This window comes from Mucilaginibacter sp. (assembly GCF_039921305.1).
Lineage (GTDB): Bacteria > Bacteroidota > Bacteroidia > Sphingobacteriales > Sphingobacteriaceae > Mucilaginibacter.
In genome coordinates this window covers 49046-65469 of sequence record NZ_JBDSCA010000027.1, presented here as the reverse complement: position 1 = coordinate 65469, position 16424 = coordinate 49046, and the positions used below count along the sequence as shown (strand labels likewise).

Here is a 16424-nt window from a genome sequence, read left to right as displayed (position 1 = left end):
AATTCGTATTTTTACCACATTGAATAGCTCAATGGAAAATAAACCTATAGCCCGTACCCTGCGTTTGCTCTCACAGTTAATGGAACTGCATGAGGTTAATCCTTTTAAAATAAAATCGGTAGCGAATGCTGCCTTTAAGGTGGATAAGCTACCTTTCAAATTGGCGGATAAACCATTTGACGAGTTGGAGAAGATTGACGGGATAGGTAAAAGCCTGGCAGGTAAAATTGTTGAGTTGCTAACTACCGGTACAATGTTTGAACTGGAAGAGCTATTAGCCTCTACCCCGCCTGGTGTGGTGGAAATGCTGGCTATTAAAGGTATTGGTCCGAAAAAGATAGCGATCATTTGGCATGAGCTGAATATTGAGAACATTGGTGAGCTATATTATGCCTGTAACGAGAACAGGCTGATTGAAGCCAAAGGTTTCGGTTTAAAAACGCAGGAAGAGATACGCAAAGCCATTGAATTTAAAATGGCCAGCAATGGCAAGTTTTTGTATGCCCGGGTTGAGCAATTGGCTATTGATATGCAAGAGCTAATGCAGAAGCTTTTGCCCGAAGCCGATATTATGATATGTGGGGAGTATCGCCGCAGGTTGGAAATTATCAATGAGCTTTGTTTTGTAATTGGTACCGGTGATACGGATGAGGCTATCGGTATTTTGCAGCAGGATGCCTTTTTGCAAAACATCCGTGTAAACGAAAATATTATCAGTGGCGACACGGAGAGCGGTTTATTAACGCATATCCATGTTGTGGATATAGCTCATTTTAATACGCAGGTATTTATCCAAACCGGTAATGCGGAACATGTTGAAGCTGTTTTAAATCGGATAAAAGAAAGTAACCTACGCGTTGAAAGTGAGGAAGATATTTATGAAAAAGCAGGTTTACCTTTTATTGAGCCGGAACTGCGTGAGGGTACTGATATCATCGCGAAAGCTATTGAAAGCGAATTACCAGAACTGATCACTTATAATGATTTGAAAGGTACACTACATAACCACAGTACCTGGAGCGATGGGGTGAATACATTGGAAGAGATCGTACCCTACTTGCGTGATGAACTAAAACTGGAATATTTAGGTATTTGCGACCATAGCAAAAGTGCCTTTTATGCCAAGGGTTTGAGCATTGAGCGGGTGTTGCAACAGCATGAGGAGATAGATCATATCAATAAAAAAACGCCAGATTTCCATATTTTTAAGGGGATAGAATCGGATATATTGAACGATGGTTCGTTGGATTATCCGGATGAGATATTACAGCGCTTTGATTTTATTGTGGCATCGGTACACTCTAATTTAAAGATGGCCGAGGATAAGGCCACGGCCCGATTAATTAAAGCTATTGAGAATCCATACACTACAATTTTGGGGCACCCCACGGGCAGGCTTTTACTAAGCCGTAATGGTTATAGTATTGATTATAAAAAGGTGATTGACGCCTGCGCGGATAATGGGGTGGTGATAGAGATCAACGCTAACCCATTGCGTTTAGATTTGGATTGGCGCTGGCACCAATATGCTTTAGATAAGGGTGTTTGGCTATCCATTAATCCCGATGCTCACCGTAATGAAGGCCATCTGGATATGCATTATGGTGTTTTATCCGCGCGTAAAGGTGGTTTATACAAGGAGCGTTGTTTGAATGCATTGAGTTTAGATGAGATAAAACAAGTATTTGAAAAACGGAAAGCTCATATCAACAGCAGCAAATAATTTGGAAAAGGGCCTCAAAATATTGGTGATCCGCCTGAGCTCGATGGGTGATGTGATTTATACCACGCCTGTTGTGCGTTGTTTGAAGCAACAATTGCCGGGTGCCGAGGTCCATTTTTTGACCAAACCCTCTTTTAAATATATTTACGATAATAACCCTTACGTTGATAAACTGCACCTGCTAAAACCCACGCTAAAAGAGACCATAGCGGATATTCAGGCTGAAAAATTTGATTACATTATTGATCTGCATAATAACCTGCGTACTGCTATCATCAAATTTAAAACGGGGATCAAATCATCAACCTATAACAAGCAGAGCGTTCGCAAATGGTTATCGCTTAAGTTGCATTTGAAAAACCTCGTTCCGCATACCCATTTGGTAGAGCGGTATATGCAAACGGTTGGCTTTTTGGGTGTGAAGAATGATGGCAAACCTATTGATTATTATGTAAAGGCAGATCATCAATTAACTGACTTATTGCCCCAATCGCACCAGCAGGGGTACATCTCGTTCATTATCGGGGCAACCCACTTTACCAAGCGCATGCCTAACGAAAAGATCATCAGCATATGCAAGCAAATTGAACTGCCTGTAGTTTTATTAGGAGGTAACGATGTAAAGGGTAATGCTGACGAAATTGAGGCGGCTGTTGGCGCAAAGGTTTATAATGCCTGCGGCAAAACATCGCTGGATGAATCGGTTTATCTGGTTTCAAAATCCCGTAAGGTAATTGGTTTTGATACTGGGTTAACCCATATTGCTGAGGCTTTTAATGTGCCTATCGCTTCAATTTGGGGTAGCACCGTTCCCGAATTGCTTGGTGTACAGCCATATGAGGTTAAAGGTGCCGAGGTTATTGGGATTGAATTACCCTGTCGGCCCTGCTCAAAATTCGGTTTAGAAAAGTGCCCGCTCGGTCATTTTAAGTGTATGAACGAAATACCTGAAAATGTTGTTGTTAGTTATGCTAATAATGTGTAAATAGCGTTACTAATTAAAAAATTAAATGCGCAGGCTGCTATTTTCGTTAATTTTTATTTCAATTGGAATAACATCGGTAAGGGCTCAAAATTTACAATACGGTTTAAAGGCTGCTTTGGGTTTTGCATCGCAAAGCATGGATAATACCACTATTCTGTCTACAAATTCGGTAACTACTTATTCCATATCTGCATATGTTGATATACCCTTTAAAATGTTTTACCTGCAACCGGGTTTAAATTTGGTAGGTAAGGGTGTTAAACAATACCAGGAAGCACAAACCAATACCATTACGTTAACCTATCTGGATATCCCGATAACGGCTATTTATAAGTTCAACCTGCGTACTCTGGGTAAACTGTATGTTGGTGCGGGCCCCTATGCCTCGATAGGTTTGAGCGGCAATAACCAGGTGGAAAGTGTAAGTATCATATCGGGCAGTGATGTTAAGTTTGGTAACGATCAGGATTACCGTAAATTAGATTTCGGCGTTAATTTTGCCGGCGGGTTGGAACTCAACAACCACTTAACCTTTAATATGCGGTACGCCTTAGGTTTAAACAATATTGCATCGGATGCGGACCTGGATGCCAAAAGCGTTAAGAATAGAATATTTACCATTGGCTTAGGTTTTTGGTTATGAAGAGGCTGATGATCGTTCGTCACGCAAAATCTGACTGGGATGATGCTTCTTTAAGCGACTTTGACAGAACCCTAAACCATCGTGGCAAAAAAGCCGCGCCTGATATGGCCGAACGCCTGCTTAAAAAGCATATCATTCCGCAATACTTACTGAGCAGCCCGGCAGTGAGGGCTAAAACTACGGCCAATATTTTTGCTAAAACACTGGGCTTGGCCGAGCCATCATACAATCGTTCTATTTACGAAGCCAGTTACCCTAGCCTGCTTAAAATTGTAAACGGCTTACCTGATGCTTATGATTTTGTAGCCCTGTTTGGGCACAACCCAGGTTTTAGCGATCTGCTTTATCAACTTACCGGGCAAATCTATGATATGCCAACCTGCGCTATTGCTATTGTTGATTTTGATTTGGAAGAGTGGAAAATGGTTAGTGGTGATACCGGGAGTTTATCGTTTTATGATTACCCGAAGAATGGGGATTGATGAGTTATTAAATCGCACGTACAAGCCCCTGCGCTCTATGCGTACCTCAAAATACCCCGCGTACCTTCTTAAATTAATGATTGATGCTATACGTTTTTCCGGGAAGGGAATTAACGAATCCCTGCATTTCGAGGTTTAATAAGTTCATGGCTAACTGACTTAAAGGCAAGTTGGTTTTAATTGCCAGATCATCAATACCTAAAGTCCCCGCGTTTTGCTGGATGGTTTCGAATATCAGGCGTTCGTTAGCAGATAAGTCGATAGGCATCATTAACTGGGCTTGCTTTTTGATATCGCCGTGGGTTTTCTCCCAGCCTAAAACATAACCCAGATCGGCACCCGATGTTAACAAGGCGGCTTTATTATTCCGGATAAGAAAATTGCAGCCTGTGGAGTATTCATCAGAAATACGTCCCGGAAAGGCAAAAACATCGCGGTTATAGGAGTTGGCAATTTCGGCGGTAATGAGCGCGCCGCCTTTTATGCTGGCCTCTACCACAATAGTACAATCGGCCATGCCGGCTACAATACGGTTACGTTTGGGAAAGTTTTCCCTATCGGGGATAGTGCCTGAGGGGAAATCGGTTAGCCAACCGCCATTGCTCAACATTTTATCAGCGGTTGGGCGGTTTTGTGCGGGATAGATCCGATCCAATCCATGCGCGAAAACGCCTATGGTGGGAATCTCCATACGGAGGCTTTCTTTGTGAGCGGCAACGTCAATGCCATAGGCTAAACCGCTTACTACAATTACGTCGTAGGCTTTAAGGTCTTCGATCAGATCCCGACAGAGTTGTTTGCCGTAATCGGTAGCGTTACGGGTACCAACTACGCTTACTATGCGGGGCTGGTTTAAATCGGCGGTGCCTTTATAATATAACAATGCCGGTGAGTCGCTGCAGTTTTTTAACCTTTTGGGATAAGTGGCATCAGTATAAAACAGTACCTGAATATTGTTCTTTTCAATAAAATCCATTTCCCGTTTGGCACGCTCCATGGCCTCGGGCGTATTGATGTATTCTATGGTTTTGTGGCTGATACCGGGTATTTGCATCAGCTTTTTGGGTGATGCTTCAAAAACAGCTTCGGCACTGCCGCAATAACTTACTAAAACCTTGGCTAAATGGTCGCCTATATTTTTGGTGAACGTTAGGGCGATCTGGTGGAGTGTTGACATAGAGAAGATGGAAGACGTATCAGGTAAGATAGAAGAGGTGCTTAATTATTATCTTCTGTATATACCAATGTTGCCAACTAAAGTATAAATAATACTATAAATATTAGCATTGTTTATTAAAAAATTTAAGAGCTTATTTAAACAACTTGATAGTCAATCTTAAAATCAAGTATTACGCCCCCAATTTAATTTGCAAAACTGCTCATTCTCCTTTTTTATAATTAGCTTTCGGCTACATTAGTACCTATTAAAAATCGACAACTTGAAACATTTAAAAACGCTTACAGGATTAGCCATATTGGTTTGTTCGTTCAACTTATCGTTCGGGCAAATTACTGAAACTTTGCCTCAGGATACCAGCAATGCAGTTTACGTTCAGGTTGAGCAGCGACCTACGTTTCCGGGTGGCGATGTAGGCTTTTCTAAATTTTTGAGTTCCAGTATCGTTTACCCGGCGCAGGCCAAAACAAGTGGCGTACAAGGCCGGGTATTTGCCAGCTTTATCATCGAAAAAGATGGCAGCTTAAATGATATTAATATTTTACGCGACCCAGGATCTGGACTTGGTGATGAGGCCGTGCGCGTTTTAAAACTTTCGCCAAAATGGACACCGGGTGTACAAAACGGCAAGTATGTGAGGGTTAAATATGTTGTGCCTGTTAGCTTTAACCTGGGTGGACCACTTATACAATCGCGCATGGTCACTAAATACGATACCACAAAGGGTAAGGTGTATTCTGCTGTTGAGATCAATCCTGTGTTTCCGGGTGGCGAAGCTGGCTTTAGTAAATTTTTATTAGAGAACATTCAATATCCAGCAGAAGCCAAACGAAATAACGTTACCGGACGTGTTTTTTTACAATTTGTAGTTGAAGCCGACGGGAGCTTAAGTTATATCAACATAATTCGCGATCCGGGTAGTGGTTTGGGCGATGAAGCTGTACGTGTAATGAAGCTATCGCCACGTTGGAAACCGGGTTCGCAAAATGGCAAACCTGTACGGGTACAGTTCACGGTGCCTGTCAACTTTAGTTTATCGAAATAATATGAAGCGTTCTTTTACACTTGTTTTGGTACTTATTGCCTTGCAATCACTATTATTTATCGAACAGTCACTGGCAGTAACCATGAAAAGTTTTGCGAGCAGGGTTGACTCATTAACGGACACGACCTACTATTTAAGTGCTAAATTTGTCCCGGTTTATAAAACAGGGAATGCTGCATTAAACGAGTATTTACGTCAAAACTTTCATCTGCCTAAAGGCTTGAAGAATAATACCACTACAGAGCATTTTGTATTTCAGTTTATAATTGAACGGCATGGGAATGTATCAAATATCGAACTGTTTAATAACACCGAAAATGATGTTACCCGTGAAATTGCCCGACTGTTAAGCGCAAACAATAACTGGGTACCGGGTATTAGCGAATATAAAAATGTACGCAGCCTTGAACGTACACTGTTTGTATTACCAATTGATTTTGCAAAAAACAGCATATCTGTACCAGAGATCCGTACCACACAAGATTCCATTGATCACCATATTTTGTTTTCTGCTGTTGACACCAACCCTGCGTTTGAAGGCGGCGAAAATGGTTTTGGTTTATTTTTACGAGATCACATCAGGTACCCTAAACTGGCTAAGGAAAAAAATGTTACCGGTAAGGTATTTATTCAATTTGTAGTTGAAGAGGATGGATCATTATCTCATGCCCATTTGGTGCGCGATCCGGGCAAGGGCCTTGGAGACGAAAGCATGAGGGTATTACGCCTTTCGCCTAAATGGATACCTGGTATCAAAAATGGCAAACCGGTTAGGGTAGCTTACACTGTTCCGATTAATTTTAGTTTGGCAGAATAAATCTTCATTTCATAAAAGGCTTTCTGATACATTACAAGGCGCTTTCTATCCGCCACTCTAAATAAACTATAAAAATAGTTTGCAAACTACAATTATAGTTTATACCTTCATTTAACCAAACTATAAAACTAGTTAGCAATGAAGGAAAGCATCAAAGAACTCACCAAGGCCGAAGAACAAGTAATGCGCATACTTTGGCAATTAAACGAAGCTATTGTTAAAGATGTGGTAGAGCAAATGCCTGAGCCCAAGCCTGCTTATAACACGGTATCGACCGTGATACGGGTATTGGAGGGTAAGGGCTTTATTGATCATAAGGCTTACGGAAACTCCTACGTTTACTTCCCTACCATCAGCGAAGAGAATTACAAAAAATTCGCGCTGGATAAGATCATGAATAATTACTTCAGTAACTCGTACCAAAGTTTGGTTTCATTTTTAGTGAGCGAGAAGAATTTAGGGATCAATGAATTGGAAGAATTAACCAAACTGGCCGAAAACCTTAAAAACAAAAAGCAATGAGCCTGATACACTATTTATTAGAGGCCAACCTGTACCTGGTTGCCTTCTACCTGTTGTATGTGCTGTTATTGAGGAGCGAAACACTTTATCAGCTTAACCGTGCCTATTTATTGGGTACAAGCTTGCTGGCCTTTGTTATCCCGATGCTACAGTTAGGGATATTGAAGCCAGAAATTGTGCATTCGGTAAATGCGGGTATAGCATCAGTTGATATGGACCTGGTTTCGGTATCTGTTATACCTGCCGCGGTTGCTATACAAGCGCCTAAATGGACAGTGGTTGATTACGCGCTTACAATGTATGGAATTGTAACGCTGGTTATGTTTATGTTATTGGTATATAAAATTGTAAGGCTGGTGTCCTTATCTAAAAAAGGTTATTCTAAACGCCAGAACGGTTTTGTAGTAATAGAAGTACCTGGCGAAAACGTGGCATTCTCGTTTTTTGGTTATTTGTTTGTGAATACGGAGCTATCGGCATCGCAAACTATATTGCACCACGAGGAAGTTCACATCAGGCAAAAACATTCGTGGGATGTGATCTATGTTGAACTGCTTAAAATATTTAACTGGTTTAACCCGGCTGTTTATTTATTGCAAAGAAGTTTAAAGGAAGTGCATGAATTTATTGCCGACCAACATGTTGCTGCTAACGAAAATGGCGCGGCAGACTATGCCGACTTTTTGATCGGCAATGCTTATGGCATTACTCAAAACCAATTAACTAATTCATTTTTCAATAAAAACCTATTAAAAAGAAGGATCATTATGTTATACCAAAAAAAATCGGGCAGGGCAGCAAGGCTGAAATACCTGTTAACCTTACCGTTGATATGCGGTTTGTTATGCCTATCAACATTGGCATTTACTACTAAAAATTATGGCGTGGTTGATTTGGTACCTAAGCATATTGTTAATGAAGTTGAAAAGCCAACGGCAATTAGCAGGTCTACACCCTCATTTCCGGGTGGGGCTCAGGCTTTGCATAAATTTTTGAATGATCATATTGATCGTTCAAAAGTAGAAAGCGGGGCTATTGTAAATCACCTATTTCTGACGTTCCGGGTTGAAAAAGATGGCAGCGTATCAAACCTGGAAATAAAACGCTCACCAAAAGGTGAGTTTAAGCCGGAAACTGTTGCCGAAATTACCCGGATTTTAAATAACGGGCCCAAATGGATACCGGCTACACGCAATGGCGAAGCGGTAAGTTCAAGATCATTTGTAGTATTCGACTTTAAAGATGGCGTAGGTTCCGAATCTGTTGCGACAGAAGAAACATCTATTTCAAAGACAGATAATAATAGAGTTGTATTTAATGCAGTTGAAAAGAATCCATCCTTTCCCGGTAATGAAGATGGTTTTGATAAGTTTTTGGCCAAGAATATTAAATACCCGCAAACGGCAAGAGATAACAACATATCGGGCAAAGTATTCTTACAATTCATTGTAGAACCTACCGGCTCATTATCCAACATTAAGATATTGCGCGAACCGGGCTATGGCACAGGTGCCGAGGCTTTACGGGTTTTAAAACTATCACCAAAATGGAAATCAGGGGAACAAAATGGCAGAAAAGTAAGGGTAATGTATACGGTACCTGTTAATTTCAGTTTAGCTCCGAGCGATAAAAAGGATGCCACTACAAGCGCCCCAGATCCCGATTCGGTATATAGAGCGGTAGAAATAAACCCTAAATTCCCGGGCGGTGAGGCAGCTTTTGGTAAATTTTTGCGTGATAATATCAGGTATCCAAGGGTAGCAAAGGAAAACAATGTACAAGGTAAAACCTTTACACAATTTATTGTTGAGAAGGATGGTAGTTTATCTAATTTTAAAGTTGTTCGTGATCCCGGAACCGGTTTAGGCGCCGAATCGATGAGAGTTCTTGGTTTATCGCCTAAATGGACTCCGGGAATTAATAAGGGCGAAGTTGTTAGGGTACAATATATTGTGCCTATCAATTTTAGTTTGGCTGATGGTGATGGATTAAAAGACACCAAAGCATTTTATAAATACATTCTTGATCATGTAAGATACCCCGCAATTGCCAAAGAGAGAAACATACAAGGCCAATCGTTAATAAACTTTACTGTGGATGCCAACAAAAACATACAAAATATCGAAGTTTTAAAAAGCCCCGATAAATTGCTAAGTGATGAGATAACAAGGGTTGTTGCCGGCTTTAAAACCTTTGCCGATGGCAAGGCTGATGTTACCTATACTATCCCGGTAACTTATTCCATTAATAATGGCAGTGCTAAAATTGCCTCTGCAGTTAATCCAAGCCCTGTTGCTAACCGTTCAAATTTAAAGAATACTGAAAAAGTTATGCTTAACGAAGTTACAGTAGTTGGCTATGGACCGAGGAATTAACCTTTAATGTAAATAACCTGCTTGGTTTCAAAAAACTCCTCGCTAAAGTGATCTTTCAAATGAAATTGCTGAACCTTTAAACCGGATTCGGCAATTTCTTGTGTCAGGTCTCCGCCTTTGAGGTATAGGATACCATTTGGAAGTGTATTTTTGGAGGTTTTGTTGAACTTATCTTTGATCCATGGATAAAAATCTTTGAGCTGGGTTACGGCGCGCGATACCACAAAATCAAACTTACTGGTTATTTGCTCGGCCCGGGCGTGTGAGGCTTTTACATTTTGTAATCCCAGGGCACTGGCTACCTCTTGTACTACCTTGATCTTTTTCCCGATAGAATCAACCAAATGAAATTGTGTTTCGGGGAACAGAATGGCTAAGGGTATGCCGGGGAAGCCGCCACCTGTACCTACATCTAAAACCTGCTCACCGGGTAAAAAAGTTATGATCTTTGCTATGCCTAAAGAATGCAGTATGTGGCGTTCGTATAGCAGATCTATATCCTTACGGGATATTACGTTAATCTGGTTATTCCAAAAGGTATACAGATCAAAAAGCTGGGCAAACTGGCTTTGTTGCTGCTGGGTTAGATTAGGAAAGTACTGGGTTATGAGATCAGATGTCATCGCGGTTACGGGCGTTTACGATATTACTTAGCAGGTAGCGCGCCCTGAATAATTGTGCTTTAACGGTACCTAAGGGCAAATCAAGCTGTTCGGAGATCTCTTCGTATGATAGTTCATCAAAATAGCGCAGAACGATGAGATTACGGTAACGTGGCGGCAAGCTATCAATCAAAAGTTTGAGTAGTTGTGTTTGTTCCCGCTTCATGGAAACCTCTTCGGGGTTCAGCGTGTCCGATTTAATTTGAAGCGGCCTGTCGTCGCCATCATCGTCAACCATACCGTTGATAGATGTGGTGTTGAGCTTTTTCTTCCGGATAAAATCGATACAGTTATTGGTAGCTACCCTAAAGAGCCAGGTGCTAAAAGCATATTCGGGTTGGTATTTATCCAGTTTTTCGAAGGCTTTGGCAAAGGTTTCAACAGTGAGGTCCATAGCGTCCTCTTTGTTGTTCACCATTTTAAGGGCCATAAAATAGATGGAATCTTTATAGCGGTGCATCAGGTCGGCATATGCCTTCTGATCGCCCTCGCGAGCGCGGCCAACTAACTTAAAGTCGTTTTTGGCATTATCAGAAAAATTAGCATTTACTTCCATTGCTTTGTTTTAGTAAAGGTACCTATTAAGCCAAACAAGTTTAAATATATATAATAAATAATATCAAAAAAGGGCATATACCATATCAAATCGGCCGAACGTAACTTACGATAGATCTTATTATATATCAATATTTGAAATAACAGCCTGAATATGAATACACCAAGCAACATAAACGGCATAAAATTTATTGCCGCCAGATAGATCAATACGGTATAAAAGAAAAACCCGCTTATGGCATCAAAGCTCAAATGGCGCCTATCGCGGTTTTTGTAGAGCTTGCCCACACCCATGTGGCGCTTTTTTTGCCAGTAGTATCCTGCCAGGGTTTCTTTAGAGTCGCTGTATACATGAGCCTCTTTATGAATTTCGATATCTACATTATTGGGCGTGGCATTTTGGTTCACAAATAAATCATCATCGCCACTCATTACATGCATGTGCGCAGCGAAGCCTTTATTGGAGAAGAACAGCGTTTTGGTATAAGCCAAATTACGCCCGATGCCCATGTAAGCTTCGCCGTTTAGGGCTGCAGACAGGTAATTGATACCGGTTTTTAAGGTTTCGTACCGGATAAACAGGTTTAAAAATCCGGATGATCTTTTATAAGGTGAGTATCCCAATACAATGGCGGTACTGCCCTTAAACTTATTAGCCATACGGCTGATCCATCGATCAGATACAGGTTCGCAATCGGCATCGGTAAACAATAAATGTTCGTTTTTGGCGGCTTTTATACCCATGGTTAGGGCGAATTTCTTTCCGGTTTTAAAGCGTGGGTGTTCGGTTACGGTAACAACTTTAAGTTTCGCGTATTTTTCTTGGTACTCTTTTAGCAGAAATTCGGATAGATCTGACGAGCAATCGTTAACAACAACAACTTCGTAATCGGGGTAATCCTGATCTAAAATAAGGGGTAGATAGTTTTTTAAATTATCGTGTTCGTTACGCGCTGCAATGATAACCGATATTGGCAAATTACATGCAGGGATATCATTAACGGGTTTATAAGAAGTGAGACGCCTGTGTTTAGCAATTAAATAGTATAGTTGGGTAATGAAACAAACCTGAAAAACGACGAATAATATGTACTTTATAACTTCCAAAACCAGTATTTAAGTTGACGTGCAAATTTCTGTAAAAAGTAACGAATTTGCGTGCGTAATGATAAAATAATTCGGCTTAATAATAAGGGCTTTATTTGTTATTTTCGCCCTCCTAAAGATGAAATTTAAATTAACAGCAAATGATCCGCATTCAAAGGCCCGCGCAGGCGAGGTAACAACGGATCATGGTACGATACAAACGCCTATTTTTATGCCTGTTGGCACCGCCGGAACCGTTAAAGCAGTACACCAGCGCGAATTAAAAGATGATATTAAGGCCGAAATTATATTAGGGAACACCTACCATTTATACTTGCGCCCCGGTTTGGATACGCTTGAAAAAGCAGGCGGGCTGCATAAGTTTAATGGTTGGGATGGCCCGATATTAACCGATAGCGGCGGATACCAGGTGTATTCGCTGAGCGAAGTGCGAAAAATTAAGGAGGAGGGTGTTACCTTCCGTTCGCATATTGACGGCTCAAAGCATTTGTTCACTCCCGAAAATGTGATGGATATTCAGCGTACTATTGGCGCCGATATTATTATGGCTTTTGATGAGTGTACCCCCTACCCTTGCGATTATGGCTATGCGCGCCGATCGATAGAGATGACTCACCGCTGGCTTAAACGCTGCTGCGACAGATTTGACAGCACGGAGCCTAAATATGGTTACAGCCAAACGCTTTTCCCGATAGTACAGGGTTCGGTTTATAAGGATCTGAGGGTAAGATCGGCAGAAGCTATCGCTTCTTTTGAGCGCGAGGGCAATGCTATAGGCGGTTTATCGGTAGGTGAGCCTGCTGAGGAAATGTATGCCATGACAGAAGTTGTGTGCAATATATTACCAACCGAAAAACCACGTTATTTAATGGGTGTAGGTACGCCGGTAAATATTTTGGAAAATATAGCGTTAGGTATTGATATGTTTGATTGTGTAATGCCAACGCGTAATGGCCGTAATGGGATGTTATTTACCAAAAATGGCATCATCAATATCAAGAACGAGAAGTGGAAGAACGATTTTAGTGCTATTGACCCCGATAGTGACCTGTTTGCTGATGTGAGTTATTCAAAAGCTTATCTTAGGCATTTAATTCACTCGGGCGAGATGCTGGGGGCACAGATTGCAACCCTGCATAACCTGCACTTTTACCTTTGGCTGGTTAAAGAGGCCCGCGAAAAAATAATTGCAGGTGAGTTTTATGCCTGGAAAAACATGATGGTTAAATCACTTGCGCAACGTTTATAACAGATGCTGAACAAATACATCAAAGTAATCGACTGGTATATCATCAAAAAATACCTGGGTACTTTTGTATTCACAATAGCCATTTTTGTGGTGGTTATTGTGGTGTTTGATGTATCGGAAAAGCTGGATAATTTTTTAAAGGCCAACGTTACGTTAAATCAGATCATTTTTCAATACTACGCCGGGTCGATACCTTTTTATATCGACATGCTATCGCCCCTGATCAACTTTTTGGCGGTAATTTTCTTTACGGCTAAGATGGCTAATCAAACTGAAATAGTACCGATATTAAGTGGCGGCGCAAGTTTTAACCGTTTTTTAAGGCCCTACTTTATTTGTGCCACGCTGATATTTACGGTATCGTTGTTCGCCGATATTTATCTGATCCCATTCACCAATAAGCTTAAAATAACCTTCGAAAACTCGTATGTGGTGCTGGACGACCCGACCAAAAGTGATGTGCATATCCAGTTGGATAAGCACACCTTTGTGTACATGCAATCGTTTGATGGTAATACCAGAACAGGTTATCAGTTTACCATGGAGAAGTTTAATGGGGATACGATGACGCAGAAATTAACCTCTGCAAGTATCGCTTACGACTCGTTAAAACATGTATGGTCTATCCGCGGATATGATGTACGTTACATTAACGGCATGCGCGAAAAGATGATACATGGCGAAAAAAAGGATACGGTTTTAGAGATGAAGCCTGCCGATTTTGTGCTCCATAATAACATTTACAGCGCCATGTCGCTAAAGGAATTGAACACAAATATTGATAAAGAAACAATACGGGGTACCGGTAATTTATACGATATGCTGTTTGAGAAATACTATCGTTTTGTGCACCCTTTCGCGGCATTCGTGCTCACTTTAATAGGGGTTTCGTTATCATCCCGAAAAGTACGGGGCGGGGTTGGATTGCCTTTGGGGATAGGATTTTTCCTCTGTTTCGCTTATATTGTAGTGGACAGATTTGCCAATGTTTTCTCGCTCAAGGGTGGCTTACATCCTATGATAGCGGTGTGTATCCCTAACCTCATTTTTGGATTACTGGGCTATTACCTGTTACGAAAGGCGCCTAAATAATGGTTGGTACAAGTCAAAAACCCGGCCTGAACAAGAACCTTATTATACTCCATTTTACAGTTTTTATATGGGGCTTTACCAGCATTTTGGGGAAGCTTATCCATGTACAATCGGTATACCTGGTATGGTATAGGGTGGCTATCGCCTTTGTTACTTTGTTCCTTTATTTTAAGTTTAACCGTACCGATTTCAAGGTTACGAGGAATCCTTTTTTGAAGCTTTTTTTTACCGGTGCATTGGTTGGCGGGCACTGGATATTGTTCTTCCAGGCTATTAAATTGTCCACCGTTTCGGTTACTTTAGTGTGCCTTTCTTCGCTCACTTTATTCACCGCGGTGTTTGAACCGCTGATCAATAAAACTAAAATTTCGAAGCTGGAGGTTCTGTCTGGATTGCTCATTATATCGGGTATATTTTTGATCTTCAAGTTTGAAACTCATTACACTTTGGGTATTGTTTTAGGTTTACTAAGCGCGGCTTTTGCAAGCTTATTTGCTATCATCAACTCCAAGCAGGTTAAGCAACGCGAGGCTCCGGTGATCGCTTTTTACGAGCTGATGGGTGCTCTATTCTGGATAACGCTTTACCTTTTATTTACCGGCGGCTTTAACAGCGAGATGAAATTAATACCGTCGGACATTGGTTATCTTATTATATTAGGTACGGTTTGCACCTCGCTCGCTTACGTTGCGGGGGTATCCGTAATGAAAGAATTTTCGGCTTTCAGGGTGGCATTGATCACTAACCTGGAACCTGTTTATGGGATAGTGATGGCCTTCATTTTCTTCAACGAGATGGACAAGATGACAGCCGGTTTCTGGGTTGGGGCTTTGATCATCCTCTCTACTATCTTTCTGTTTCCGTTTGCTCAAAAGCGGATAGCTGCACGCAAAAAGTAATTATTAACTCCAATTTTATTGATTGATCAAATCCCCCCGGTAGGGTAGGGGAATTTGGAGTATACAAGCGACGTATTTTAAGCCGATTTAAGCGCTTAAATTTTCAATTACCCAGCCTATATCATCGCGATATAAAACAATTAGACAGGTGTAAAATTCAATTTTAACTTAGTGTAAATTACCCTTCCCGGCATATAAGATCATTATTCTCTATTTCAGCGAGTTATATATTCGTTATTTTCAAAAAATAAATTTTAATTTTACAATACTTAAATTTCTTATTTATTTATAAATCAGATATCTTATGAAATACAACTCAAGTATAATTTGATGTAAAACGCACTAATTCGCATATTGAAAAACTAAAAATTTTAGCACTACCAAAAAACCGTGATTTAAAATCATATTAATTATTGTAAATGAGATTTTTACGGCACATTAAATGAACAAATACTAAACAAGAGAAAAACAAGCCTTAAAAGCGGGATAGTGTATCAAAATAAGAAATGGCTATTTAAGAAAAATCAGAGAATATACCTCCGCTTTTGGGCTCTTGAAATTTCACTCTGATTTATCGCGTGTTTTCGGATCGGATTTTTAGAGTTTTTTCTCAGCTATTAGCGATGCCAATAATCCGGTTTAATAATTCCGACACAGTTCTAAAAAAAACAAGAGTTAAATTTTGTGTAGAGCCCCTATCCTGCTCAAATGAAAATTTGTCAGCATTAGCTAATTTTATTAGAGTGTAGTTTTAATTAGATTTTTAAAACCGCATCTTCGTATAACTGTTCAACACTGTAACTATGCGCATCAAAACTATCTTCCTCATTGTAGTAACCATTCTGCTTACCATCATTATTATGCAGAACAACCAGGATGTAACATTCAGTATTTTGTTCTGGAGTCCGAGGTTTTCAATTTTAGTTATGCTGGCGCTTACGGCCATCATCAGTTTTGTGATCGGCATTATGATAGGCCGACCGAGGCGATCAACTTTTGATACTACGCACCCATCTATGGATAATCCTACCGGGACCAAGAACGATACACTAAGTGATGAGGATAAGGAGTATTTGGGTAAGTAACAGTGG

Annotated in this window: 16 protein-coding genes; 12 read left to right on the top strand and 4 right to left on the bottom strand. The window is 40.6% G+C overall.

Annotated elements, in window-relative coordinates:
• Positions 1-31: 31 nt before the first annotated feature.
• The 4 genes from ABIN91_RS08160 to ABIN91_RS08145 are packed head-to-tail and all read left to right on the top strand — an operon-like array spanning position 32 to position 3833.
• A complete protein-coding gene (locus ABIN91_RS08160) occupies positions 32-1723 on the top strand; it encodes a helix-hairpin-helix domain-containing protein (protein WP_348050363.1) in 1692 nt (563 codons plus the stop codon).
• Positions 1686-2708, top strand: coding sequence for a glycosyltransferase family 9 protein (locus ABIN91_RS08155; protein ID WP_348050361.1), 1023 nt, complete (start codon positions 1686-1688; stop codon positions 2706-2708). Before ABIN91_RS08160 ends, ABIN91_RS08155 begins: the two co-directional genes overlap by 38 nt.
• A 25-nt stretch (positions 2709-2733) precedes the next feature.
• Entirely contained in the window at positions 2734-3351 is a 618-nt protein-coding gene (locus ABIN91_RS08150) for a porin family protein (RefSeq protein WP_348050359.1), read from the top strand.
• The gene (locus tag ABIN91_RS08145) at positions 3348-3833 is read left to right on the top strand and encodes a histidine phosphatase family protein (protein WP_348050357.1); all 486 of its coding nucleotides are present in this window, start codon (positions 3348-3350) and stop codon (positions 3831-3833) included. Before ABIN91_RS08150 ends, ABIN91_RS08145 begins: the two co-directional genes overlap by 4 nt.
• 73 nt (positions 3834-3906) lie before the next feature.
• Here ABIN91_RS08145 and dprA read toward each other — a convergent pair whose 3' ends face one another.
• Positions 3907-5010, bottom strand: coding sequence for a DNA-processing protein DprA (gene dprA, locus ABIN91_RS08140; protein WP_348050355.1), 1104 nt, complete (start codon positions 5008-5010; stop codon positions 3907-3909).
• A 262-nt stretch (positions 5011-5272) separates the two neighbouring features.
• On the opposite strand from dprA, the gene ABIN91_RS08135 reads away from it, so the two are divergent.
• From ABIN91_RS08135 to ABIN91_RS08120, 4 genes are all read left to right on the top strand, one after another.
• Positions 5273-6055, top strand: a complete 783-nt coding sequence (locus tag ABIN91_RS08135; protein WP_348050353.1) for an energy transducer TonB — start codon at positions 5273-5275, stop codon at positions 6053-6055.
• Position 6056: 1 nt separating this feature from the next.
• Positions 6057-6872: an energy transducer TonB gene (locus tag ABIN91_RS08130; protein WP_348050351.1), complete on the top strand. Its 816-nt coding sequence runs from the start codon at positions 6057-6059 to the stop codon at positions 6870-6872.
• Between the two features lie 138 nt (positions 6873-7010).
• Positions 7011-7394, top strand: a complete 384-nt coding sequence (locus ABIN91_RS08125) for a BlaI/MecI/CopY family transcriptional regulator (RefSeq protein WP_348050349.1) — start codon at positions 7011-7013, stop codon at positions 7392-7394.
• Positions 7391-9769, top strand: a complete 2379-nt coding sequence (locus ABIN91_RS08120) for a TonB family protein (protein WP_348050347.1) — start codon at positions 7391-7393, stop codon at positions 9767-9769. Before ABIN91_RS08125 ends, ABIN91_RS08120 begins: the two co-directional genes overlap by 4 nt.
• Here the strand turns inward: ABIN91_RS08120 and rsmG are convergent.
• Genes rsmG through ABIN91_RS08105 form a run of 3 tightly spaced genes read right to left on the bottom strand, consistent with a single transcriptional unit; the run spans position 9766 to position 12093 of the window.
• Entirely contained in the window at positions 9766-10392 is a 627-nt protein-coding gene (gene rsmG, locus ABIN91_RS08115; RefSeq protein ID WP_348050340.1) for a 16S rRNA (guanine(527)-N(7))-methyltransferase RsmG, read from the bottom strand. The genes ABIN91_RS08120 and rsmG overlap by 4 nt on opposite strands.
• Complete coding sequence (locus ABIN91_RS08110; RefSeq protein ID WP_348050338.1) at positions 10382-10987, bottom strand: sigma-70 family RNA polymerase sigma factor; 606 nt, start codon at positions 10985-10987, stop codon at positions 10382-10384. Before ABIN91_RS08110 ends, rsmG begins: the two co-directional genes overlap by 11 nt.
• On the bottom strand, positions 10978-12093 hold the full coding sequence (locus tag ABIN91_RS08105) for a glycosyltransferase (protein ID WP_348050334.1): 1116 nt from the start codon (positions 12091-12093) through the stop codon (positions 10978-10980). The genes ABIN91_RS08110 and ABIN91_RS08105 overlap by 10 nt, the downstream gene beginning before the upstream one ends.
• A gap of 118 nt (positions 12094-12211) precedes the next feature.
• Here ABIN91_RS08105 and tgt point away from each other — a divergent pair, with 118 nt between their 5' ends.
• From tgt to ABIN91_RS08085, 4 genes are all read left to right on the top strand, one after another.
• Positions 12212-13342: a tRNA guanosine(34) transglycosylase Tgt gene (gene tgt, locus ABIN91_RS08100; protein ID WP_348050332.1), complete on the top strand. Its 1131-nt coding sequence runs from the start codon at positions 12212-12214 to the stop codon at positions 13340-13342.
• A gap of 3 nt (positions 13343-13345) precedes the next feature.
• Positions 13346-14434: an LptF/LptG family permease gene (locus ABIN91_RS08095; protein ID WP_348050330.1), complete on the top strand. Its 1089-nt coding sequence runs from the start codon at positions 13346-13348 to the stop codon at positions 14432-14434.
• On the top strand, positions 14434-15333 hold the full coding sequence (locus tag ABIN91_RS08090) for an EamA family transporter (RefSeq protein ID WP_348050328.1): 900 nt from the start codon (positions 14434-14436) through the stop codon (positions 15331-15333). The genes ABIN91_RS08095 and ABIN91_RS08090 overlap by 1 nt, the downstream gene beginning before the upstream one ends.
• 803 nt (positions 15334-16136) lie before the next feature.
• On the top strand, positions 16137-16418 hold the full coding sequence (locus tag ABIN91_RS08085) for a LapA family protein (RefSeq protein ID WP_348050326.1): 282 nt from the start codon (positions 16137-16139) through the stop codon (positions 16416-16418).
• Positions 16419-16424 lie beyond the last annotated feature (6 nt).

Coding starts and splice junctions, on each gene's coding strand:
- ABIN91_RS08160 (WP_348050363.1), top strand. CDS start 32: ATGGAAAATAAACCTATAGCCCGTACCCTGCGTTTGCTCTCACAGTTA.
- ABIN91_RS08150 (WP_348050359.1), top strand. CDS start 2,734: ATGCGCAGGCTGCTATTTTCGTTAATTTTTATTTCAATTGGAATAACA.
- ABIN91_RS08145 (WP_348050357.1), top strand. CDS start 3,348: ATGAAGAGGCTGATGATCGTTCGTCACGCAAAATCTGACTGGGATGAT.
- dprA (WP_348050355.1), bottom strand. CDS start 5,010: ATGTCAACACTCCACCAGATCGCCCTAACGTTCACCAAAAATATAGGC.
- ABIN91_RS08130 (WP_348050351.1), top strand. CDS start 6,057: ATGAAGCGTTCTTTTACACTTGTTTTGGTACTTATTGCCTTGCAATCA.
- ABIN91_RS08125 (WP_348050349.1), top strand. CDS start 7,011: ATGAAGGAAAGCATCAAAGAACTCACCAAGGCCGAAGAACAAGTAATG.
- ABIN91_RS08120 (WP_348050347.1), top strand. CDS start 7,391: ATGAGCCTGATACACTATTTATTAGAGGCCAACCTGTACCTGGTTGCC.
- rsmG (WP_348050340.1), bottom strand. CDS start 10,392: ATGACATCTGATCTCATAACCCAGTACTTTCCTAATCTAACCCAGCAG.
- ABIN91_RS08110 (WP_348050338.1), bottom strand. CDS start 10,987: ATGGAAGTAAATGCTAATTTTTCTGATAATGCCAAAAACGACTTTAAG.
- tgt (WP_348050332.1), top strand. CDS start 12,212: ATGAAATTTAAATTAACAGCAAATGATCCGCATTCAAAGGCCCGCGCA.
- ABIN91_RS08095 (WP_348050330.1), top strand. CDS start 13,346: ATGCTGAACAAATACATCAAAGTAATCGACTGGTATATCATCAAAAAA.
- ABIN91_RS08090 (WP_348050328.1), top strand. CDS start 14,434: ATGGTTGGTACAAGTCAAAAACCCGGCCTGAACAAGAACCTTATTATA.
- ABIN91_RS08085 (WP_348050326.1), top strand. CDS start 16,137: ATGCGCATCAAAACTATCTTCCTCATTGTAGTAACCATTCTGCTTACC.